This window comes from Camelimonas abortus, from assembly GCF_042432745.1.
Classification (GTDB): domain Bacteria; phylum Pseudomonadota; class Alphaproteobacteria; order Rhizobiales; family Beijerinckiaceae; genus Camelimonas; species Camelimonas abortus.
The window spans coordinates 1,993,968-2,014,711 of the sequence record NZ_JBHLWR010000006.1 but is presented as its reverse complement, the minus strand read 5'-3'; the positions used below and the strand labels follow the sequence as shown (position 1 = coordinate 2,014,711).

Below are 20,744 nucleotides of genomic sequence, written 5' to 3'. Positions count from 1 at the left end.
CCGGCGCGCGGGCGCTGCGGGCGCCGGCGCGTACCGGCCGCCGGCGTCACGGCTTCTTCATGGTGGGATCGAGCGCCATGCGCAGGGATTCGCCCAGGGTGTTGAAGGCCAGCGCCGTGAGCATGATGGCGACGCCCGGCGGATACATCTGCTCCGGGGCGATCTCCATGTTCTGGTAGGCGCGGGCCAGCATGGCGCCCCAGCTGGGCTCCGGCGGCTGGATGCCAAGGCCGAGGAAGCTCAGGCTGGCTTCCGCCAGCAGCGCCGCCGCCAGCAGCAGCGTCACCTGCACGATCACCGGCTGCACGGTGTTGGGCAGCACGTGCCGCAGCAGGATGCGCCAGGTGGGCTGGCCGAAGCAGCGGGCGGCGTCCACATAGAGCTCGTTGCGCACCACCAGGGTGCGCGCCCGCACCAGCCGCGCCAGCATCGGCGAGAACACGACGCCCACCGAGATCATGCCGTTGGTGAGGCCGATGCCCAGCGCGCCGGTGACGGCGATGGCCAGCACGATGGCCGGAAACGACAGCAGCGTGTCGATGACGCGGCTGATCACCTCGTCGGTCCGGCCGCCGGCGTAACCCGCCAGCAGCCCGACCGGCACGCCGATGGCCACGGCGATGGCCACCGCCAGCACGCTGGCGTAGAGGCTGGCGCGCGCGCCCCACACCAGGCGGCTGAAGGTGTCGCGGCCAAGGTCGTCCGTTCCCAGCCAGTGTTCGGCGGACATGGGCGCCAGCGCCGCGTCGATGTCCTGCGCCGTGGGCGCGTACGGGGCCAGCAGCGGCGCGGCGACGGCCATCGCCGCCAGCGCGATCAGGAAGAACAGCGCCGCCGCGCCGGCGCGGTCCGCGCGCAGCCAGCGGCCGAAGGCGGAGGCGCGCTCCGGACGGGCGAGGGCGGGGTTGAGCGGAATGTCGGTCATGGGCGCCTCCCTCAGCCGATCCGCGGGTCAAGGACGCTGTACAGCACGTCCGTCGCCAGGTTGATCGCCACCACGATCAGCACCATCACGAACACCACCCCCTGCACCACCGGAAAGTCGCGCAGGATGGCGGCGTGCACGATCAGGCTGCCCATGCCGGGAATGGCGAACACCGCCTCCACCACCACCGTGGCCGCCAGGATGCGGTTGGCCAGCAGGCTGATGACGGTGAGCAGGTTGACGCTGACGTTCTTCAGCCCGTGCTTCCACAGGATGGCGGTGGAGCTCACGCCCTTGGCGCGCAGGGTGCGCACCGCCGGGGAGGAGAGCGTCTCCACCAGCGACGAGCGCAGCTGCCGCGACACCTCCGCCACGCCGCCGGCCGCCAGGGCGATGGCCGGCAGGATGGCGTGACGCAGCGATTCCCAGGGATTCTCGCTCAACGGAACCGACCCCGTGGCCGGCAGCCAGCCCAGCCCGAGCGCGAACCAGGCCACCAGCAGCATCGCCAGCCAGAAATTGGGAATGGCCACGCCCAGCGAGGCAACGGCCATCACCAGCCGGTCGGCGACGCCGCCGGGGCGGCTGGCGGCGAGAATGCCCAGCGGAATGCCCGCCGCCATGGCGATGAACAGCGCCAGCACGACGATGAGCAGCGTGTTGGGCAGGCAGCGGGCGATGGATTCGGCCACCGCCTCGCCGGAGAGCAGCGATTTCGACAGGTCGCCCTGCGCCGCGTGCAGCAGCCAGTCGCCGTACTGCACGAGGAACGGCCGGTCGAGGCCGTACATGGCGCGGATCTCGGCGATGCGCTCGTCCGTGGCGTTGTCGCCGGCGAGCGTCACGGCGATGTCGCCCGGCACCAGCTTGAGCAGGCCGAACACGATGAAAGTGGCGAGGATGACGACCGGAATGGCCTGCAGCAGGCGTCTCCGGATCATCTGGCGTTTCGCGGGAGCAAGCATCTCTTCGCCTTGCAGGAGGATTGGGCGGAGCCGGCCGTCCCGCCGGGCGCGGCGGGGACGGCCGCAGGCGTCAGGTCATTCCCCGAGCCAGACGAACTCGAACTTCGGCTTGCCGAGCAGGTCCGGCCGGTAGCCCCTGACCTTCGGCGACAGCGCGTCGAGCTCGTACTGGAAGGCGAGCGGCACCGAGAGCGCTTCGCCCATGGTGATCTGCTGGATGCGGTCGAACACGGCGGCGCGTTCGCGCGTGTCCTCGCTCTCGCGGCTCTTGCGGATCAGGTCGCTGAGCTCGTCGCTGGCCTCGCGGCTGGCGTTGTAATAGGCGCCCTTGTCGAACCCCAGGGCGTAGGTCATGCTCGGGTCCGGCCGGCCGGTCCAGGCCGAGAGCAGCATGTCATAGCCCTGGTTGAAGAAATTGGCGCTGATCTCCGCCACCGTGCCGCGGGTGAACTTCAGCCGCACGCCCGCCTTGCCCAGCTGCTCCTGCAGCACCTCGGCGCGGCGCACGTTGTCTTGGTCGGTGTAGGCGCCGACGGTGAGCTCAATGCCGTCGGGATAGCCGGCTTCGGCCAGCAGGGCGCGCGCCTTCTCCACGTCGTGGGGGTAGAGCTTCGAGGCGGTTTCGGACCAGGCCCAGTGTGACTTCGGCAGCGTCATGGTCGCCGGTTCGCCCAGCCCGCCCATGGTGGCGCGCACGAAGGCGTCGCGGTCCACGGCGTGGTTGAGCGCCCGGCGCACGCGCACGTCGTCCAGCGGCTTGCGCTTCGTGTTGAGATAGAACTGGACGCAGTACAGCGTCGGCGCGGTGACGACCTGCAGGTTCTTCGCCCGCTCGATCACCGGCTTCAGCCGCGCCGGCAGGGCGAAGGCCATGTCGTTCTGCCCGGCGGTCACCGAGCGCAGCGCCGTGGCGTATTCCGGAATGATGCTGAACTCGATGGAGTCGAGGAAGCCGCGGTCGTCGCGCCAGTAATTTTCGTTGCGGGCGACCACCACTTTCTGGTTGTCGGCCCAGCTGACGAACTTCCACGGTCCGGCGCCCACCGGATTGCGGTCGCTGGCCTGGCCGTGCTTCTGCACCGCCGCGGGCGAGATCATCATGCCGCAGCGGTCGGAGAAAATGGCCGGCAGCGCCGCGTCCGGATTTTTCAGCTTCAGCGTCACCTGCAGCGGGCCGGTCACCACTGTCTCGGCGATGCTGGTCAGGTCCGCCTTGACGTTGGAGCGCTGGTCGAGCCGGCTGCGGTCGATGTTGAACTTCACCGCCTCGGCGTCGAGCGGGGTTCCGTCATGGAACGTCACGCCCGGCTGCAGGTCCAGCACCATGGTGAGGCGGTCCGGATAGCTCCATTTCGCCAGGCCCGGCTTCGGCTGCAGCGTGTCGTAATCCCATTCGGTGAGCGTGTCGTAGATGGTCCACAGGAAGGAGTGGTCGTAGCCGGAGCCGCCGGTCGCCGGATCGAGGGACGAGGGATTGGCCGAGGCGGCGAGGCGCAGCACGCCGCCCCGTTTCGGCGCTCCGGCGCTGGCGCTGGCGCCGCCGCTGGCGGCCGCGGCGCCGGCCGCCGCGGCGAGGGCGAGAAAGGCGCGCCGGCTCAGCGACGCCGCCGGCAGGATGCGGTCACGTGTCATGAACGGTCCCCTCATGGGCGTTTCCCCCTGTCGCGGGCTCGCGCGCGTCCGGCGGCCCGTCTGGCGTTGCGAAATGGCAGGCGACCCAGTGGTCGGGGCGCAGCGGCCGCCACTGCGGCGTCTCGGCGGCGCAGCGCGCCTGTGCGAAGGGGCAGCGGGTCCGGAACCGGCAGCCGGAGGGCGGCGACACGGGGCTGGGGATTTCGCCCTCAAGCAGGATGCGGCGGGACGTCCGCATCGACGACGGCAGCGGGACCGGCTCCGCCGACAGCAGGGCGCGCGTGTAGGGATGCAGCGGCCGCTCCGTCACCTCCGCGGCCGGCCCCAGCTCCATGAAGCGGCCGAGATAGGTCACGGCGATGCGGTCCGAGATGTGCGACACCACCGAAATGTCGTGGGTGATGAACACATAGGTCAGGCCAAACTCGCGCTGCAGGTCGGCGAACAGGTTGAGCACGTCGCCGCGGATCGACACGTCCAGCGCCGCCACCACCTCGTCGCAGACGATGAGGCGCGGGCGCAGGGTGAGGGCGCGGGCGATGTTCACCCGCTGTTTCTGGCCGCCGGAGAGCTGGTGCGGATAGCGCAGCCCCGCCTCCGGCGGCAGGCCGACGCGCGCCAGCGCTTCGGTCGCCGCCCGCCTCCGGCTGGCGGCGTCGCCTTCTCCGGCCGCCTGCAGCGGCTCCATCACGCTCTGCAGGATGGTCATGCGCGGATTGAGCGCCGCGTGCGGATCCTGGAAGATGATCTGGTAATCGCGCCGGCGGCGGCGGAACTCCGCCGGCGACAGCGAGGCGAGGTCGACGCCGTCCAGCAGGATGCGCCCGGACGTCGGCTTCAGCAGTCCCGCCAGCGCCCGGCCGATGGTGGTCTTGCCCGAGCCCGACTCGCCGATGACGCCGAAGGTTTCGCCGGCGCGGACCTCGAAGGAGACCCCGTCCACCGCTTTCACCGTCTCCAGCCCGTCGCTGGTGGGGAAACGGACGCACAGCTCCTCCACCTGCGCCACCGGCGGCGCGGCTGTTTTGCTCCCCGGCCGCTCCTGGGGCGTGGCGTCGCGGGCCGCCGCGTCCGCGGACATGGTCACGACGGCGCTCATCGGCCGGCCTCCCCGGTGGCCGGCCGCAGCGTCCGCCCGTCGACGGCGCCGGGCAGCGTCAGCTCCGCCGCCCGCCGGCAGCGGGCGAGATGGCCGGGCGCGGCGGCGGCGAGCTGCTGCTCCGCCTCACAGCCGGGAGCGGCGTAGCCGCAGCGCTCGCGGAAGCGGCAGCCGGCCGGCATCTGGTCCGGCGGCGGCACGCGCCCGGGAATGGACGGCAGCACGCTGCGCCGCGGGCACAGCCCCGGCAGCGAGCGCAGCAGGCCGGAGGTGTAGGGATGGCGCGGACGGATGAGCGCGTCGTCCACCGGCGCGTCTTCCACCACCTCGCCGGCGTACATGGTGATCATGCGGGTGCAGGTTTCCGCCACCACGCCGAGGTCGTGGGTGATGAACACCAGGGCTGCGCCGGTGCGCTCGCACAGGTCGCGCAGCAGGTCGGTGATCTGCGCCTGGATGGTGACGTCCAGCGCCGTGGTCGGTTCGTCGGCGATGATCAGCTTCGGCTCGCAGATCAGCGCCATGGCGATCATCACCCGCTGGCGCATGCCGCCGGACAGCTGGTGGGGATATTCGTCATAGCGGCGCTCCGGCGCGGGAATGCCCACCTCGGCCAGGGCGGCGATGGCGCGCTCGCGCGCCTCGGCCCGGCTCGCCGGGAAATGCACGCGATAGGCCTCGGCGATCTGCTCGCCCACGGTGAACACCGGATCGAGCGCCGTCATCGGCTCCTGGAAGATCATGGCCACGTCGCGGCCGCGGATGGCGCGCATGCGCCGCTGCGACAGCGTCATCAGGTTCTCGCCGGCGAGGCGCGCCTCGCCGGTGACGCGCGCTGTCTGCGGCGGCAGCAGCCGCATGATCGCGAGCCCCGTCACCGACTTGCCGCAGCCGCTCTCGCCCACGAGGCCGACGCGCTCGCCGGCGCGGATGGTGAAGCTGACGTTGCGCGTCACCGGCAGCACGCCGGAGCTGGTGATGAAGGAGACGCCAAGGTCCCGGACCTCCAGCACCGGCGCTGGCGCGGCGCCCGGGCCCGGCGCAGGCGCCGCCATGGCGGCTGCCGGCGGCGGCGCGGCGCCGGCCGGCGCGGGGCCGGACCTCCGGCCGGGAGAAAAGAACAGTCTGGCGGGAAACAACCCGGTCATCACAGCCCTCCCGTCCGCATGCGGGCCCCGTCGTGGGCCCGCGTTCCGGCGGCGACCCGCCACGGGCGCGCAACCCGGCGACGCCGGCGGCGGGCCCCGCGTCCGCAGGCGCGGCGGTCCGCCTCCCGGTCCCACGCCCTGCGGCGTTTCTCCCCTGGCGCCGTGCGCCTGTCCTCCGGGCGGAGATTCTTGTCGTTACGTCAGTGTGGCGACGATGAGATCAGATATTTTTTATAGGAGATCACAGGATCCCGGCCTGTCAAGGCGCGCCGCCCGCGGCGCATGGGCCGCCGTGGCGCAGGGGCCGGCGCGGGCGGCGCGCCCCGGCGGGCGGACGCCGGCGCGGGAGCCAGGCCGCACACGCACATGTGTCCTGGGGCGGGCCTTCGCCGCCGTCCGCACGGTTCTCGCGCCCGTGCTAGCGCCACAGATAGAGCGGCGCGGAAAGGCCCAGCTGCACCTGGGGCGCGGGCGACCAGCCCGCCATCAGGCTGAGGGCGAACAGGCGGTTGTCGTCCCGGTCCACGTGTTCGATCTCAAGCTGCACATAGGGCGTGGTCACGGGCTTCACGCGCACGTCGGCCACGGCGCTGATCTCGGCTCCTGCGAAATGCTGCGCCCCGGCGGCGACGGTGACGTTCACCCGCTGCGCCGGCGACCAGTAATAGCCGAGCGAAGCGTCGTACAGCATCCCGATGCGCAGCCGGCTGACCGGCGAGACCGTGCGCGACACGCTGAAACTGGCGCTGACGCCGCGTTCGCCCTCGGCGTCCAGCGACCAGTCGAGGTCGAGCCCTCCCGCCCAGGTTGGCGGACGGGTTCCGGCGATGGCCTGCACCGGGCGGGACAGCGAGCCGTTGACCGAGATCTCCGGCAGCAGCCCCTGCTGCTGCGTCAGGCGGGCGGCGATGCTGACGCTCCAGGAATCGGCGAGGAAATCCGACCAGGGCTCGGTGAGGGCGCGGGACATGGAGCCGTCGAGCCCGGCGGTGAGGGTCAGGCGCTCGCCGAAGGCGAAGGTGAGGGGGGCGGAGACATGGACGCCACGGGTCTTCCGCCCGGTGAGCTGGCGCAGCCGCCGCAGGCTGAAGCCGACCGTCGTTCCGGGCGTCGAGCTCCAGCCGCCTTCCAGGTCCAGGTAGACCGAGCTCAGCCGCAACGGGCCGGTCTCATCCCCCCCGTCATCCTTGCCGTCGTCCTCATCCGCGCCGTCGTCCTCCTCACCCTTGTCGCCGTCGTCGCCGCCAGCGCGGGCGGGCTGCGCCGCCGCCGGGGGCGGCGCGGGCTCCGCCGCGGCCAGCGCCGGGGCCGCCGCGGCGAGCAGGGCGAGGAGACAGGCGAGCGCCGCCGGCGTGAGGCGCGGCGCCCGGCCACGGGCGCCCGGAGCGGTTGCGGATGGCGATGAACGGCGCGGCAAGCGGTGATCTCCCCGGGGCGCGGCGGCGCGACGCATGACGGCGAGGATAGCGTGGGCCAGGCCGCCGGCAAGCCGTTCTAGGCGGGGGCGCGGCGCGCCTCGCGCATCAGCAGCCCGCCGCCGGCGAGAAAGCACAGCGAGCCCAGCAGCAGCCAGACGTTCGACTGCCACACCAGCGGCGCCGGCGCCGGCTCCCCCGGCCCGAAGGCGATGATGGAGGACATCAGGAAGAACACGCAGCCGGCGAGGTTGACCGCCGCCAGCCGCCACGACTCGTCCCGCGGCGCCCAGCGCCACCAGGCGTGGCAGGTCTCGATGAAGGCGAGATAGCCCGCGACCAGGAACAGGATGGAGCCGGCGAAGCCTGGCGCCCACACGGCGACGTCCAGCGCCAGCCAGCCGGCCGGCGGGCGGATGGCGTCGCCGGTGTTGAAATTGAACGCCACCGTGCCGGCGAACTGGGCGAGGGTGCTGAGCCACCCCGCCTGGCGCGGCCGCCAGCCGATGAGGGCGACGCGCCGCCCCCTGGCCTCTCCCGGAAACGCCCCGGCGTTGGCCGACTGGAAGTGCTGCAGGTAGCCGGCGATGGTGAAGGGAACCGAACCGGCGAAGAACGTCAGGTTGATGGCGAGGGGCGACGCCGGCGCCGCGCCGGCCGGAAACAGCGACAGCGCCGCGCCCAGCGCGAACAGCGTCGAGCCGGCGGCGAACAGGAAGCCGATGAGCCAGTTGAACCAGCGCCGCCGCCATGGCGGCTGCCGCTGCGCCGCGACGCCGCGGTCCGCCGGGGAGAGCCCCTTGCGGTGGTCGCGCGCGCGCCACACCAGCCGCCGGCCACGCCGTATGAAGACATGCAGCGTGACGAACGGCCATGGGCCGAGGCGCAGCGCGCGGCTCTCGCGGCCGCCAGCGGGGCGGTCCGTCATCGGCCGTGCGTCAGGGCGCGGCGGCGCGCAGCGCCGCGGTGACGTCGCCGGCCGCCTGCGCCAGTTTCGCCAGCGGAATGACCCGCGGCCCGTCCGCGCCCGCCAGCGCAGCCAGATCGATGTGGAAGAAATTCATGCCGGCGTAGTCGCGCACGAAGAACAGCGTGCGGGTGAGGTCGCTGAGGCTGGTCCAGGAGGTGAATTCGGTGGCGTAGGGCTTGCCGGATTTCTCCGCCAGGCCAGGCACCTCCATGTGGCCGCCGCCGCCCTGCTCGGGATAGTCGATGGAGACGCCGCGCGGCCGGTCGAAATTGTTCATGATGTGGGCGAGGGCGCGCACGGCGCCGTCCGGATCGTCCGCCTTTTCGGTGAACTGGGCGTAATAGACGGCGCGCACGAAGCGCCCCACCGAGGTGGAGGAGGAAGGCAGCCCGGCGGTGGCGACGCCCGAATCAGGCTGGCGCGCCTGCAGCCTGCCGAACACGGCGCTGGAGCGGTCCACGTTGCTGAGGAAGGTGTAGTTGTTCAGGTTGGTGAGGTGCCAGTCGAAGGAAGGACCGTTGGTCATGACGCCGACCGGATTGTCGAACAGCTTCATGACGCCGCGGTTGAACTCGATCACCAGCGAGGCGCCGCTGCGGTCGTGCGCCACATAGTGGAAGGGCGAGACGGCGCCGCCCAGCAGCGCCAGCGGCTCCAGCGCCACCGGCTGCTTCTCCAGCGCCGCGCGCACCTCCGCCACGGTGGTGAAGCTGCCGAGAATCCAGCCGCCGAGATCAGAGGCCGAGAGCACCGCCGTGGTCACGTCCACGGACTGCCGCCCGCCGGCGGCCGGATAGGAGAGCACGCTGAAGGTGAGGCCCGCGTCGTTGAGGCCCTCGATCACCTTCAGGTCGTCCGGGCCGAGCGGCTTCTCCGCCGTCGGCAGCCGGCCCGGCATGGTGATGGCGATGATGTCATGGGCGCGCTCGAAGGTCACCGGCGGATGGCCGCCCACCTGCGACACGCAGCGCGCTCCCCTGGGGAAGAAGGCGACCTGGTAAGGCAGCGACACCGTCAGCTCCAGCGTCCTGCCGAAATAGGGGCGCCCGGCGGCGTCCGTATAAAGCAGCGAGGTGCACATCGCTTCCCTCTCCCTGCCGCTGTGAATGATCCGCCCCGCCCTGCGGCGCGGGCGCGCGACGTTCGCGCCGTGCCGGCGCGGTTCCCGATTAGCAGACCGGCGCCGGCGTTGAAATGCGCTCCCGGGCGGGGCGCCGAATTTTTCCGCCGTCTCGCCGGGCGCCCTGCAACATGTTTGCGCCGGTTTGCGCGGGCATGGGCGCGGACGCCGCGCGTTTACGCCGCTTTTGATTTCGGCCAGGCTTGCCGGCGGGGTACGTTTTATTTACGTCTCGACGGCCGGGGCGGGGCCGCGCCCGGCTGCGCGGCGTCAGGCGAGGCGCGGGAGCGTACGCACGCGTTGGGGCGCAGAAGGAGGCTCAGGGTGGCGCGCAGACTTTCGGGGGCCCGGATCATCCGGGGCGGCCTCGGCGGAACGGCCTGCGCCGGCGCGGCGCTGGCCGGCGGCTGCGCCGCGTCCGGCGCGACGTTCGGCGCGCCGGCCCTGCCGCTGTTCAACGCATTTTTCCCGGCCTGGCTCCTGTGCGCCTTCTGCGGCGTCATCGGCGCCGCGCTGACGCGCGTCGTCTTTGTCCGCGCCGGCCTTGACGACATCCTGCCGGCCCGTCTGCCGGTCTATGTCGCCGTCGCCGTCATTATCGGCCTTCTCGTTTCGTGGTTCGGTTTCGGCAGGTGAACATGGACGACGTCAGCAGGCGGCGGCAGGGCAGGTTTTTCGGCGTCGTCGCCAGCGTCATCATCATTGCGGTGGCGGCGGTCATGGTCTGGCGATTCGTGCAGCGCGCCGGTCACAACCCGCTGTCGCAGGAAGCCACGCTCAGCGCCGAATCCATACCCGTCTCGGCCAGCGTCGCCGGCCGCATCGCGGTCATGAACGTCTCCGCCAACCAGGCGGTGAAGAAGGGCGACCTGCTGTTCGCCCTTGATCCGGAGCCCTACCGCCTCGCCCGCGACCAGGCCGCCGCTGACCTGCGCATGGCCGAGGCCGCGCTCGCCGACAGGCGCCGCGCCGTGGCGGCGGAGCAGTCCAACGCCGTCATCGCCGGAGAGCAGATCGCCCGCGCCCGCAACAACCTCGCCCTCGCGACCCAGACCCTGGCCCGGCTCGAGGCGCTGCGTCCCAAAGGCTATGTCAGCGCCCAGGAGGTCGACTCCGCCCGCACCGTGAAACAGGACGCCGAGGTGAGCCTGCGCCAGGCGGAGCGCCAGAAGGAGGCCGCCGACGCCCTCGTGGGCGGCCTGGCCGCCGCCGAGGCGCTGGTGGAGGCCCGCCGCGCCGCCCTTGCCCTCGCCGAGCGCGCTCTCGCCAACACCGAGGTGCGCGCGCCCTTCGACGGCAAGGTCTCGGCGCTCACCGCCGGCGTCGGGGAATATGTGCTGCCCGGCCAGTCGGCCTTCATGCTGATCAACACCGCCGCCTGGTACGCCGTCGCCCCCTTCGTGGAGACCGAGCTCTCCGCCATTTCCGTGGGCGCCTGCGCCACCGTCTACGCCCTGGCCGACCGCACGGTTCCCATCCGCGGCGTGGTGGAGAGCATCAGCTGGGGCGTCGCTTCCGAGAGCGTCATCAACATTCCGCGCTCGCTGCCGGTGTCGCCGAAGAGTCTCGACTGGGTGCGCATCGCCCAGCGCTTTCCGGTGCGCATCCGCCTGATCGATCCGCCTGACCGGCTGATGCGCGTCGGCGCCTCGGCCACCGCCACGGTGCACCATGGCCAACGCTGCTGACGCCCCCCTGCGGATGATCGGCCAGCAGATCTGGGCCGATCTCCAGCCGTTCGAGGGGCGCCTGGCCCTCACCTGGCGCGTGGCGCTGCTGTGCGCGCTGGCGGCCGGCACGGCGATGATGCACCGGCTGCCGGAATCGGCCATCAGCTGTTACCTCATCATCTTCCTGATGCGCCCCAACGCCGCCGAATGCGTCATCCAGGCGCTGGGGCTGATCGTGCTGGCGACGCTGCTGGTGCTGGGGCTGGCGCCGGTGATCCAGGCGCTGGCGGAGGCGCCGCTGCTGCGCATCGTGACGATCGCCGCCGCCTCCTTCGTCTTCCTGTGGCTGGGCTCGGCCTCGCAGCTCGGCGAGATCGGCTCGATCATCGGCCTCGTCATCGCCTTCATCCTCACCATGGTGGACCTGATCCCGGTGGGGGAGATCGCCACCCGCGGCCTGCTCTACGCCTGGGCCATGGCCTGCATGCCCATGGCGTGGATGGCGGGGTTCTGCCTCGTGCTGGGAACGGGGCCGCATACGCTGGTGCGGCGCACCGTCGCCCGGCGGCTGGAGGCGGCGGCGGCGCTGCTGGCCCATGGCGACCGCCGCCCCGCCCTGGAGCTGGCCGCCGAAGGCCAGACCGAGGTGGACAAGCGCATGATGATGGCGCAGCTGCTGCACACCGCGCCGAAGGCGGAGACGCAGTGGCTGGGCGGCGCGGCGGCGAGCGCCTGGCGGGCGCTGTTCGCCGCCGGCGCCCTCGCCGGCGACGTGAGCCAGGCGACGCGCGAGGCGCTGGCCCGCCAGTGCCTCGCCGCCGCGGCGGCCGTGCGCGCCGGGCGCCGGCCGGAGCCGCCGGCGCCGGACGCCGGCGCGGACGCGCAGGCGAAAGACCATCCGGCCCTCGCCGTCCTGCGCGCCATGCTCGCCGGCCTCTCCCGGCCGGACGGCGGCAGCGTGGCGCGGCCGGCCAGGGTTCCGCTGCTTGCGCCGGACGCCTTCACCAATCCCGAGCACCAGCAGTTCGCGCTCAAGACCACCGCCGCGGCGCTGCTGGCCTATTTCACCTATTCGCTGCTCGCCTGGGAGGGCATCGCCACGGCCATGGTCACCTGTTACGTGGCCTCGCTCGGCACCACTGGCGAAACCACCCACAAGCTCACGCTGCGCATTTGCGGCTGCCTCATCGGCGCGGCCATGGGGGTGGGGGCGATCATGTTCGTCATACCCCATCTCACCTCCGTGGGCGGGCTGATGGCGCTGGTGTTCCTCGCCATCCTGCCGGCCGTCTGGGTGGCGGCGGGATCGGAGCGCATCTCCTATGGCGGCGTGCAGATCGGCCTCGCCTTCCTGCTGACGGTTCTGGGCGGCTTCCGGCCGGACACCAGCATGAGCGCCGCCAGCGACCGCATCATCGGCATCCTGCTCGGCAACACGATGGTGTTCGTGATGTTCACCAACTTCTGGCCGAAGAGCGCGGTGGTGGAGGTGCGCCGGCAGCTGGCGGAGGCGCTGCGGGCGCTGGCGCGCGTGGCCGCCGCCGCGCCGGGCTCCCGCGACGCCATGGTGAACGACATCGCCACGGCCACCACCATGACCGGCAAGGCCCGTTACGCCCTCGACATGACGCCCTTTGAGCCCCACGGCCTGCGGCCGGCCGCCGCCGAACTGCGCCCGCTTTACGGCGTGGTGAACGAAATCGCCGCCATCCTGCCCGCCATCGTGTTCAGCCCGGAGCGTCTGGACGCCGTCGCGCGCCGCCTCGACGCCGCGGCGGAGCGTCTTGAGGCCGCCGCGCCGCCGGTGGGCGCGCGCCGCACCGGACAGACCCCGGCCCCGCCCCCGGACGGAGCGCCGCCGGCCGGGCCGGCCCCCGCCGACATCGACGCCAGGGCGACGCGCATCGGCCTGCTGGCCGCGGGAGGCGCCGCATGACCGGGATCCGCCGCAACGTCCCCGCCGCGGCCGCAGACGCCGCCCGCGACTCCGCCGGCGCCGCGCCCGGCGCCGGGCGGGCCCTCGCCGGGATGCTGGCGCTGGTTCTCGCCGGCTGCGCCACGGACGCGCTGCAGCAGGTGCCGGCCTCGCCCGCGCAGCCGCTGACGCCGGCCCAGGGCGGCGCGCCGCAGACCGGGGCGGGCGCCGGCAAGTCCTTCGCCGTGGCGCCCGACTACGCGGCGGCCGACATGGACGCCGCGCCGCAGATTCCGTCCGGCAAGCCCCTCGGCCTGCCGGAGCTCATCGACATCGCCCAGTCGAACAATCCCGCCACCCGCCTGGCGTGGCTGCAGGCGCGCCAGGCGGCGCTCTCCCAGGGGCTGGTGGAGGCGACCTTTCTGCCGTTGATCTCCGCCAATGTGGTGGGCGGGCGCCAGCGCGTGGGGGTGGGGCTGCAGGACAATCCGCTGCCAGGGGCGCTGCGCGACCCCGCCGTGACCGTGGGCGGGGTGACGCCGGCGGTGTCGCTGCAGTGGCTGCTGTTCGATTTCGGCCAGCGCGGCGCCCTGCGCGAGGCGGCGCGGCACAATTCCGTGGCCGCCAACGTGCTGTTCAGCGGCGCGCACCAGAAGATCATCTTCGACGTCACCCGCGCCTACTTCCTCTATGGCGCGGCGCGCAGCCGCACGCGCATCGCCGCCCAGACCCTGGCCAACGCCCGCGAGATTGAAAGCGCCGCGGAGGCGCGCATGGCCAGCGGCCTTGGCAACGCCGTGGAGCTGGCCCAGGCGAAGCAGCTCGCCGCCCAGGCGCGCTTTGGCCTGGTGCAGGCCCAGGGCAATGAGAGCGCCGCCTATCAGGCGCTGCTCACCGCCATGGGCGTCTCGCCCACGGCCCGCCTCAACATCCGCGACGCCAGCGGCCGGGCGCTGGCCGGCAGCTTCGAGGCGCCCACCGAGCAGGCGATTCGCGAGGCGCTGGCGCGCCGGCCCGACGTGCTGGCCAGCTACAGGGCCATGCAGGCGGCCCGCGCCGGGGTGAAGGCGGCCCAGTCCGAGTTCATGCCCAAGGTGTTCCTCAGCGCCGTCGCGGCGCACGGAACCAGCAGTCTCAGCACCACCGGCCTGCCCACCGTGGGCCAGCAGGGCTCCACCACCGGCTTCCTCATCGGCGCGACCATGCCGCTCTATGACGGCGGCCTGCGCGCCGCCCAGCTGCGCAAGGCCGAGGCGCTGGCCGATTCCAGCGAGACCGTGTTCCGCCGGGTCCGCGCCGACGCGGTGCGCGAGATCATCGTGGCGGCGGACACGCTGCGTTCGGCGCTGGCGTCCTATCGCGCCGCCCGCGAGCTGGCGAAGGCGGCCGACACCACCTGGCGGGCCGCGGCGGCCGCCTACAAGGCCGGAACCGGCTCCATCACCGCCGTGGCCGCGGCGGACAGCGGCCTGCTGGCCGCCCGCCAGGCGGAGGCCGACGCCCACGCCGCCTCGCTGGTGGCGGCCGCCAGCCTCGCTTTCGTGCTCGGCGCCATGAACAGCGCCGACGTCGCCTCCGGTCTGCTGGCGCGATAACGCGGCCTTTCGCGGCGCTGGCGGCAGGACGCCGCCTTTCCGCCTTCGTCCTCCTGTTCGCCGGGTCCTGTCCGGAACCTTCGCCGCCCCGCCGCGCTTCCTGCGTGGGCGGCGGGAGTGGAGGCGTCATGGCGGAGCAGGGCGGAGGACGGCGGGCGCTGCTGCTGCGCAACCCGGCGGCGCGACGCGGCGGCGAGGACATCGGCGCGGTGACGGCGCGGCTGCGCGCCGGCGGCCTCGCCGTGACCGTGGAGAATTTCGCCGCCCTGCCGGAGATCGCCCGCGACATCGTGCGCCTGCGCGCCAGCGCCGATCTGGTGGTGATCTGCGGCGGCGACGGCTCGGTGTCGTCGGCGGCCATGGCCGCCATGGAGAGCGGCCTGCCGCTGGGGGTGATTCCCATGGGCACGGCCAATGATCTGGCCCGCACGCTCGCCATCCCCATGGATCTGGAGGCGGCGGCGGAGGTGATCGTCGCCGGGCGCACGGCGGCGGTCGACGTGGGCTCGGTCAACGGCCACGCCTTCTTCAACGTGGCCAGCATCGGCCTGGCCAGCGACCTGGCGGCGGCGCTGGATCCGGGGCTGAAGCGCGTTTCGGCCGCGCCGGCTATGCGCTGGCGGCGCTGCGGGTGATGCTGCGGGCGCGGCCGTTCAGCGCCGTCATACGCAGCGCGCAGGGCGAGGCGCCGGCGCGCACCTTCCAGATCGCCGTCGGCAACGGCCGCCACTATGGCGGCGGCAATGTGGTGTCCGAACGGGCGGCCATCGACGACGGCCAGCTCGATCTTTACAGCCTGGAGATGTCGACGGTGTGGAAAATGGCGCTGATGCTGCCGGCGTTCCGCGCCGGCGCGCACGGGGCGTGGAGCGAGGTGCGCACGGCGCGCTGCGCCGCCTTTGACGTGCTCACCCGCCGGCCGAAGCCGGTGAACGCCGACGGCGAGATCGTCACCGCCACGCCGGCGCATTTCCGCGTGCATCCGGCCGCGGTGCGGATATTTGCGCCGCAGGGCGTCGCGCCCGCCCGCCGCCGCGGCGGGGCGGCGGCATGATCCTGGCTCCGGAAAGCAAAAAGCCCGGCGATCCGTCAGGATCTTCCGGGGCTTTTTGCTGCACCATTTTATGGTGCCCAGGAAAGGACTCGAACCTTCACGAACTTTCGTCCACTGGCACCTGAAGCCAGCGCGTCTACCAATTCCGCCACCTGGGCCTTCGCGTCTCCGGCGCGTCGCGCCGTCGCCGTTCGGTGAGCAGGGGTTTATGGCTCCTGAGCCTCCGTGTCAACGCCCCCTGGCGAGGCTCTGCATAACTTCGCGCCTTTCCACAGGCGGGGCGGGGAGAACCGTCCCGCCGGCCATGGCGCCTCAGGCCTGCAGCGCCACCAGATGCGGAATCAGCGGCTCGTCGGCCGGCGGCATGGGATAGTCGCGCAGCCGCGCCGGGCGCACCCATTTCAGCTCCTGGCCCTCGCGGGCGGCGACGAATCCCTCCCAGCGCCGGCACACGTAGAGCGGCATCAGCAGGTGGAAGGCGTCGTAGGCGTGGCTGGCGAAGGTGAGGGGGGCGAGGCACGGCTCCTTCACCGTCACGCCCAGCTCCTCGGCCAGTTCGCGGATCAGCGCCGTTTCGGGGCGCTCGCCCGGCTCCACCTTTCCGCCGGGAAACTCCCACAGCCCTTCCAGCGCCTTGCCCTTCGGCCGGCGGGCGATCAGCACGCGGCCGTCGGCGTCGAGCAGCGCGCAGGCCACCACCAGCACCAGCGGCGCCGGCGGCGGGGCCGGCGCGTCCGCGCCGGCGGGAAGCGAAGCCGTCATTCGATGATCCATGTGGCGTTGACCGAGGCCGACAGCGTTATCTCGCCGGCCTCCACGGGCGGGGCGGCCATGTCGGCCGGAGCGGCGCGCATGGCGTAGACGTCGCCGCGGCGCGGCATGGGGCGGACGTCGCCGGCGCTGATGGCCTGCAGCGGCCCGAGCCGGGCGCCGGCGGCCTCCACCAGGCGGCTGGCCGTCTCGCGGGCGTTGCGCACCGCCTCGGCCTGCAGCTCCGCCTCCGCCTGGCGGCGGCCGGAGTATTCGAACGTCAGGCCGTTGATGCGGTTGGCGCCCTGGCCGGTGGCGGCCGCGACCAGCGGGCCGAGCTTCGCCAGGTCGCGCACCCGCACCGTCACCGAACTGGAGGCGGTGAAGCCGTCCTCGCGGCTCTCGATGTCGCCGGCGCTGTCGCGCACGTTGCGGTAATTGGGGGTGATCGAGACATTGTCGGTACGCACGTCGCGCGCCTCCACGCCGGCCTTGCGCACCGCTTCGATGACTTTCGTCGCGGCGGCGGCGTTGGCGGCCAGGGTTTCGGCGGGGGTCGCGCCGCGCGTCGCCACGCCGACGCTGATCACCGCCACGTCCGGCGTCACCTCGCGGCTGGCGTAGCCCGTCACCGAAACCGTGCGCGGCGGCTGGCGCGCGCCGGCGGCCGGCGCCGCCGCCGCGGGCGCGGCGAGGGCGAAAAGGGTCGCGACGCAGGCCGCGGCGGCGGCGGCGCCCCTGCGGGCGGGGAGACGGATGGCCCCTGTCATGAGCGGTAATCTCCGTTGATGGCGACGTATTCCTTGGTGAGGTCGCAGGTCCACACGGTCGCCGATCCCCGGCCGAGGCCGATGTCGACGGTGATGGTGATTTCATCCCCCTTCATGTAGGCGGAAGTTTGCTCCTCATCATAGGACGGGTCGCGCGCGCCCTGGGTGGCCACGCGGATGTCGCCGAAGGAGATCGACAGCCGGTCGCGGTCGGCCGGCTCGCCGGCCTTGCCAACGGCCATCACCACGCGGCCCCAGTTGGCGTCCTCGCCGGCCACGGCGGTTTTCACCAGCGGCGAATTGGCGATGGACATGGCGATGCGCCGGGCCGAACGCTCGGTGACGGCGCCCTGCACCCGCACGGTGATCAGCTTGCGCGCGCCTTCGCCGTCGCGCGCCACCTGCTGGGCGAGGTCGCGCAGCAGGGCGGTGAGCGCCTTGCGGAACGGGGCGAGGCGGCGGTCGCCCGAGGCGGTGACCTGCGGCGCCCCGCGCGCCGCGGCGGCGCCGGTGGCGAACAGCAGCAGCGTGTCCGAGGTGGAGGTGTCGCCGTCAACGGTGACGCAGTTGAAGGTGCGGTCCACGGCCTTGCGCAGCAGCGCCTGCAGCGCGGGGGCGGCGATCGGCGCGTCCGTGACCACGAAGGAGAGCATGGTGGCCATGTCCGGGGCGATCATGCCGGCGCCCTTGGCGATGCCGTTGATGGTGACCTTCACCCCGCCCAGCGTGGTGGTGACCGTCGCCATCTTCGGGAAAGTGTCGGTGGTCATGATCGCCTCGGCGGCGGCGCGCCACTGGTCCGGCGCGGCGCGGGCGGCGCAGTCGTCCAGCACGCCCTCGAATTTCTCCGCCTCGAGCGGCTCGCCGATCACGCCGGTTGAGGCGATGAAGATCTGGCTGGCGCGGCAGCCCACCGCCTTCGCGGCGATTTTCGCCGTCAGCTCCACCGCCCTGCGGCCCCTGAGGCCGGTGAAGGCGTTGGCGTTGCCGGAGTTGACCACCAGCGCCCGCGCCTCGCCGCCCGGCAGGCGGTCGCGGCACCAGTCCACGGCGGCTGACGGGCATTTTGAACGGGTGAGCACGCCGGCGACGGCGGCCGGGCGGTCAAACACCGCGAGCATCACGTCAGTGCGGCCCCTGTAGCGGATTCCCGCCTCGGCGGTGGCGAACCGCACGCCCTCAATGGCGGGCAGCTCGGGAAAGGTCTTCGGCGCGAGGGGGGAAATGGCAGACGACATGGGTCGCTCCTGAGGGTTGCGCGCGGCGCTCCGCGCGGGAGCGCCGGTGAAAGGCCGTAAACCGGGCCAGAAAACGAAAGGCTGGCGCGCGCCGCGGCGCGTGGGCCTCCGCCCTGGTCAGCCCACGGTTTTTGCGTCCCGTCCGCCGGAAAATCAAATGGAACCGCAGCAATCCGTCCGCAGCCGCCCGTCGCTGGCGGCAGGATCCGGAATGTCCGCCCCGGCGGGCGGCGTGGCGGCATGTTCAGGCGCGGCTTCCTGGCGCGGCCCTGCGCCGGCCCCAGGCCGTCCGCACCCCGGCGGCGCGGTCATGGCGCGCCGTAGCGGGGGGCGTGAGCCCGGGAATCAGTCCCTGCGCGCGCGGCCGCGCGCCGGCTCCTGGCCCGGCGCGGCGCTGGCGGCGTTCCGCGCGGCTTCTTTCGCGGCGTCCCCCGTCGCGTCTTTCGTCGCCGGCGCCGCCTTGCCGCCCGGCTCCGGATAGCGCTCGATGCGCGCCCTGGCCCGCAGGCCGAGCACCAGGTCCTGCTGCGCCTTGCGGGTGAGATAGGCCTCGATCTCCGGCCGCACTTCCTCAAACGGCGCCGCCGGGCGGGCGCGCCGCTCCTCCACCTGGACGACGTGCCAGCCGGCGGCGGTCTTCACCGGTCCGGAGATCTCGCCGGGCTTGAGGCGGAAGGCCGCCTCGGCGAGCTCCGGCGGCATGCCGGCGCGGGTGAGCCAGCCGAGCTCGCCGCCGTGGTGCGCCGTGGCCGGGTCGGCGGAGAGCTCCGCGGCGACGGCGGCGAAGCTTTCGCCGGCCTTCAGCCGCGCGAGCGCCGCCTTCGCCGCCTCCTCCGTGGAGGTGAGGATGTGGCGCACGCGCGCCTCCTCCTCCGGCTTCACGTCCTTCAGCGTCTGCTCATAGGCCTTGCGGGCGCTCTCCGGCGTCACCGCCTTGCGCGCCTCATGGGCCAGCAGCTCGTCCATCAGCAGCTTGCTGCGCTGGTAGGCGAGCTTGCGCGCATACTCCGGCGTCATGTCCAGCTTCGCCGCCAGCGCCGCCTGGCTGCCGAGGGCGAGATCGATGAGATAGCTGAGCACGTAATCGCGCCGGTTCTCCTCGCTGATGCGCGGCAGGCGGTCGGCCATGTCGTGCATGGCCAGCTTCAGGTCGCGTTCGGTGATGGGCGCGCCGTTGACGCGGGCCAGCACCGTGTCGTCCGGGATGGCGTCCGGCGCGGCGAGGCTTCCGGACGTGGCCGGCTGCTGCTCCGCCTCCGCGCGTGACGGCTGTTCCACAGCGAGCGCCAGCAGCGCGGCGGCGACGATTCGGATGACGGTGGCGCGATGCGAACGCACTGGCATGGGGATCGTCCTGGCTGTTGCACGCCGGTTGAAACGGAACAGTCTGCGGAAGGAGACGCCGGGCAGGGGCGCCGCCGGGCGGGTCAGGGCGTCCACGCCGGGCGGGGCCTGGCTTCCTCGTCGGCGCGCCGGGCGTCGTCGATGACGGCGCGCAGGGCGCGCAGCGCTTCGGTGACGCCTTCGCCGCTCGCGGCCGAAAGCATCAGCGGCCTGCCCTGGCAGGCGGCGGCCAGCTCGTCCAGTTTGCGCCGGCGGGTTTCGGCGTCAAGCGCGTCGATCTTCGACAGGGCGACGACCTGCGGCTTGGCGGCGAGGGCGTCGCTGTAGGCGGCCAGCTCGTCCTGCACCACCCGGTAGGCCTCCGCCACGTCCTCCTGGGTTCCGTCCACCAGGTGCAGCAGCACGCGGCAGCGCTCCACATGGCCGAGGAAGCGGTCGCCGAGGCCGAGCCCCTCATGGGCGCCCTCGATCAGCCCGGGAATGTCGGCGAGCACGAACTCCTGCCCGTCGAGGCTGACCACGCCCAGCCCCGGATACAGGGTGGTGAAGGGGTAGTCGGCGATTTTTGGCCGCGCCGCCGTCACCGTGGCGAGGAAGGTGGACTTGCCGGCGTTGGGCAGGCCGACGAGACCGGCGTCGGCGATGAGCTTCAGCCGCAGCCAGATCCACATCTCCTGGCCCTCCTGGCCGGGATTGGCCCGGCGGGGCGCCTGGTTCGTCGCCGTCTTGAAATGGGCGTTGCCGAAGCCGCCGTTGCCGCCGCGGGCGAGGCACACCCGCTGCCCCGGTTTGGTGAGGTCGGCGAGCAGCGTCTCGTTGTCTTCGGCGAAGATCTGCGTGCCGGCTGGCACCTTCAGCACCACGTCGGCGCCCCTGGCGCCGGCGCGGTTGCGGCCCATGCCGTGCATGCCGCGGCCCGCCTTGAAATGCTGCTGGTAGCGGTAGTCGATCAGCGTGTTGAGATTGGCCACGCACTCGACCCACACGTCGCCGCCGCGGCCGCCGTCGCCGCCGTCCGGTCCGCCGAACTCGATGAACTTCTCGCGGCGGAAGGAGACGCACCCGGCGCCGCCATCTCCCGAGCGGATGTAGACCTTGGCCTGATCAAGAAACTTCATGGTTTTCCGTAGTTCA

19 protein-coding genes and 1 tRNA gene are annotated in these 20,744 nt (G+C 72.6%); 6 read left to right on the top strand and 14 right to left on the bottom strand.

Going from position 1 to position 20,744, the window contains the following annotated elements; genetic code table 11:
- Nucleotides 1–46: 46 nt before the first annotated feature.
- The 8 genes from ACFFJB_RS10980 to ACFFJB_RS10945 all read right to left on the bottom strand — a co-directional run bounded on the left by ACFFJB_RS10980 (nt 47) and on the right by ACFFJB_RS10945 (nt 9,235).
- Complete coding sequence (locus tag ACFFJB_RS10980) at nt 47–925, bottom strand: ABC transporter permease (RefSeq protein WP_376831403.1); 879 nt, start codon at nt 923–925, stop codon at nt 47–49.
- A gap of 11 nt (nt 926–936) precedes the next feature.
- Entirely contained in the window at nt 937–1,866 is a 930-nt protein-coding gene (locus tag ACFFJB_RS10975; RefSeq protein ID WP_376831402.1) for an ABC transporter permease, read from the bottom strand.
- A gap of 99 nt (nt 1,867–1,965) precedes the next feature.
- Complete coding sequence (locus ACFFJB_RS10970; RefSeq protein WP_376831401.1) at nt 1,966–3,522, bottom strand: ABC transporter substrate-binding protein; 1,557 nt, start codon at nt 3,520–3,522, stop codon at nt 1,966–1,968.
- Complete coding sequence (locus ACFFJB_RS10965) at nt 3,512–4,621, bottom strand: ABC transporter ATP-binding protein (protein WP_376831400.1); 1,110 nt, start codon at nt 4,619–4,621, stop codon at nt 3,512–3,514. Before ACFFJB_RS10965 ends, ACFFJB_RS10970 begins: the two co-directional genes overlap by 11 nt.
- On the bottom strand, nt 4,618–5,676 hold the full coding sequence (locus tag ACFFJB_RS10960) for an ABC transporter ATP-binding protein (protein ID WP_376831399.1): 1,059 nt from the start codon (nt 5,674–5,676) through the stop codon (nt 4,618–4,620). The genes ACFFJB_RS10965 and ACFFJB_RS10960 overlap by 4 nt, the downstream gene beginning before the upstream one ends.
- 511 nt (nt 5,677–6,187) lie before the next feature.
- Complete coding sequence (locus ACFFJB_RS10955) at nt 6,188–7,186, bottom strand: hypothetical protein (protein ID WP_376831398.1); 999 nt, start codon at nt 7,184–7,186, stop codon at nt 6,188–6,190.
- A gap of 77 nt (nt 7,187–7,263) precedes the next feature.
- The gene (locus ACFFJB_RS10950; RefSeq protein ID WP_376831397.1) at nt 7,264–8,112 is read right to left on the bottom strand and encodes a hypothetical protein; all 849 of its coding nucleotides are present in this window, start codon (nt 8,110–8,112) and stop codon (nt 7,264–7,266) included.
- Nucleotides 8,113–8,122: 10 nt separating this feature from the next.
- Nucleotides 8,123–9,235: a linear amide C-N hydrolase gene (locus ACFFJB_RS10945; RefSeq protein ID WP_376831396.1), complete on the bottom strand. Its 1,113-nt coding sequence runs from the start codon at nt 9,233–9,235 to the stop codon at nt 8,123–8,125.
- A gap of 363 nt (nt 9,236–9,598) precedes the next feature.
- Between ACFFJB_RS10945 and ACFFJB_RS10940 the strand changes: the two genes are divergently transcribed.
- From ACFFJB_RS10940 to ACFFJB_RS10915, 6 genes are all read left to right on the top strand, one after another.
- Nucleotides 9,599–9,910, top strand: coding sequence for a hypothetical protein (locus tag ACFFJB_RS10940; RefSeq protein WP_376831395.1), 312 nt, complete (start codon nt 9,599–9,601; stop codon nt 9,908–9,910).
- 2 nt (nt 9,911–9,912) lie between these two features.
- The gene (gene mdtN, locus ACFFJB_RS10935) at nt 9,913–10,962 is read left to right on the top strand and encodes a multidrug transporter subunit MdtN (RefSeq protein ID WP_376831394.1); all 1,050 of its coding nucleotides are present in this window, start codon (nt 9,913–9,915) and stop codon (nt 10,960–10,962) included.
- The gene (locus tag ACFFJB_RS10930; RefSeq protein WP_376831393.1) at nt 10,946–12,880 is read left to right on the top strand and encodes an FUSC family protein; all 1,935 of its coding nucleotides are present in this window, start codon (nt 10,946–10,948) and stop codon (nt 12,878–12,880) included. Before mdtN ends, ACFFJB_RS10930 begins: the two co-directional genes overlap by 17 nt.
- Nucleotides 12,877–14,454 (top strand): TolC family protein, encoded by a 1,578-nt coding sequence (locus ACFFJB_RS10925; protein WP_376831392.1) that lies wholly within the window; start codon nt 12,877–12,879, stop codon nt 14,452–14,454. The genes ACFFJB_RS10930 and ACFFJB_RS10925 overlap by 4 nt, the downstream gene beginning before the upstream one ends.
- A gap of 128 nt (nt 14,455–14,582) precedes the next feature.
- Nucleotides 14,583–15,089, top strand: coding sequence for a diacylglycerol kinase family protein (locus ACFFJB_RS10920; RefSeq protein ID WP_376831391.1), 507 nt, complete (start codon nt 14,583–14,585; stop codon nt 15,087–15,089).
- The gene (locus ACFFJB_RS10915) at nt 15,089–15,508 is read left to right on the top strand and encodes a hypothetical protein (RefSeq protein ID WP_376831390.1); all 420 of its coding nucleotides are present in this window, start codon (nt 15,089–15,091) and stop codon (nt 15,506–15,508) included. Before ACFFJB_RS10920 ends, ACFFJB_RS10915 begins: the two co-directional genes overlap by 1 nt.
- Nucleotides 15,509–15,579: 71 nt before the next feature.
- Here ACFFJB_RS10915 and ACFFJB_RS10910 read toward each other — a convergent pair.
- The 6 genes from ACFFJB_RS10910 to obgE all read right to left on the bottom strand — a co-directional run bounded on the left by ACFFJB_RS10910 (nt 15,580) and on the right by obgE (nt 20,728).
- Nucleotides 15,580–15,666 (bottom strand) — tRNA-Leu (locus tag ACFFJB_RS10910).
- 154 nt (nt 15,667–15,820) lie between these two features.
- Nucleotides 15,821–16,270, bottom strand: a complete 450-nt coding sequence (locus ACFFJB_RS10905) for a (deoxy)nucleoside triphosphate pyrophosphohydrolase (protein WP_376831389.1) — start codon at nt 16,268–16,270, stop codon at nt 15,821–15,823.
- Nucleotides 16,267–17,028, bottom strand: coding sequence for an SIMPL domain-containing protein (locus tag ACFFJB_RS10900; protein ID WP_376831388.1), 762 nt, complete (start codon nt 17,026–17,028; stop codon nt 16,267–16,269). Before ACFFJB_RS10900 ends, ACFFJB_RS10905 begins: the two co-directional genes overlap by 4 nt.
- Nucleotides 17,025–18,266 (bottom strand): bifunctional glutamate N-acetyltransferase/amino-acid acetyltransferase ArgJ, encoded by a 1,242-nt coding sequence (gene argJ, locus ACFFJB_RS10895; RefSeq protein WP_376831387.1) that lies wholly within the window; start codon nt 18,264–18,266, stop codon nt 17,025–17,027. Before argJ ends, ACFFJB_RS10900 begins: the two co-directional genes overlap by 4 nt.
- A gap of 345 nt (nt 18,267–18,611) precedes the next feature.
- On the bottom strand, nt 18,612–19,610 hold the full coding sequence (locus ACFFJB_RS10890; RefSeq protein WP_376831386.1) for a peptidylprolyl isomerase: 999 nt from the start codon (nt 19,608–19,610) through the stop codon (nt 18,612–18,614).
- An 83-nt stretch (nt 19,611–19,693) separates the two neighbouring features.
- Nucleotides 19,694–20,728 (bottom strand): GTPase ObgE, encoded by a 1,035-nt coding sequence (gene obgE, locus ACFFJB_RS10885; protein WP_376831385.1) that lies wholly within the window; start codon nt 20,726–20,728, stop codon nt 19,694–19,696.
- Between the last annotated feature and the right edge of the window lie 16 nt (nt 20,729–20,744).

Excerpts from the sequence above, each read along its gene's own strand:
- ACFFJB_RS10980 (WP_376831403.1), bottom strand. The coding sequence starts at position 925 with ATGACCGACATTCCGCTCAACCCCGCCCTCGCCCGTCCGGAGCGCGCC.
- ACFFJB_RS10975 (WP_376831402.1), bottom strand. The coding sequence starts at position 1,866 with ATGATCCGGAGACGCCTGCTGCAGGCCATTCCGGTCGTCATCCTCGCC.
- ACFFJB_RS10970 (WP_376831401.1), bottom strand. The coding sequence starts at position 3,522 with ATGACACGTGACCGCATCCTGCCGGCGGCGTCGCTGAGCCGGCGCGCC.
- ACFFJB_RS10965 (WP_376831400.1), bottom strand. The coding sequence starts at position 4,621 with ATGAGCGCCGTCGTGACCATGTCCGCGGACGCGGCGGCCCGCGACGCC.
- ACFFJB_RS10960 (WP_376831399.1), bottom strand. The coding sequence starts at position 5,676 with ATGGCGGCGCCTGCGCCGGGCCCGGGCGCCGCGCCAGCGCCGGTGCTG.
- ACFFJB_RS10950 (WP_376831397.1), bottom strand. The coding sequence starts at position 8,112 with ATGACGGACCGCCCCGCTGGCGGCCGCGAGAGCCGCGCGCTGCGCCTC.
- ACFFJB_RS10945 (WP_376831396.1), bottom strand. The coding sequence starts at position 9,235 with ATGTGCACCTCGCTGCTTTATACGGACGCCGCCGGGCGCCCCTATTTC.
- mdtN (WP_376831394.1), top strand. The coding sequence starts at position 9,913 with ATGGACGACGTCAGCAGGCGGCGGCAGGGCAGGTTTTTCGGCGTCGTC.
- ACFFJB_RS10930 (WP_376831393.1), top strand. The coding sequence starts at position 10,946 with ATGGCCAACGCTGCTGACGCCCCCCTGCGGATGATCGGCCAGCAGATC.
- ACFFJB_RS10925 (WP_376831392.1), top strand. The coding sequence starts at position 12,877 with ATGACCGGGATCCGCCGCAACGTCCCCGCCGCGGCCGCAGACGCCGCC.
- ACFFJB_RS10920 (WP_376831391.1), top strand. The coding sequence starts at position 14,583 with ATGGCGGAGCAGGGCGGAGGACGGCGGGCGCTGCTGCTGCGCAACCCG.
- ACFFJB_RS10915 (WP_376831390.1), top strand. The coding sequence starts at position 15,089 with ATGCTGCGGGCGCGGCCGTTCAGCGCCGTCATACGCAGCGCGCAGGGC.
- ACFFJB_RS10905 (WP_376831389.1), bottom strand. The coding sequence starts at position 16,270 with ATGACGGCTTCGCTTCCCGCCGGCGCGGACGCGCCGGCCCCGCCGCCG.
- ACFFJB_RS10900 (WP_376831388.1), bottom strand. The coding sequence starts at position 17,028 with ATGACAGGGGCCATCCGTCTCCCCGCCCGCAGGGGCGCCGCCGCCGCC.
- argJ (WP_376831387.1), bottom strand. The coding sequence starts at position 18,266 with ATGTCGTCTGCCATTTCCCCCCTCGCGCCGAAGACCTTTCCCGAGCTG.
- ACFFJB_RS10890 (WP_376831386.1), bottom strand. The coding sequence starts at position 19,610 with ATGCCAGTGCGTTCGCATCGCGCCACCGTCATCCGAATCGTCGCCGCC.
- obgE (WP_376831385.1), bottom strand. The coding sequence starts at position 20,728 with ATGAAGTTTCTTGATCAGGCCAAGGTCTACATCCGCTCGGGAGATGGC.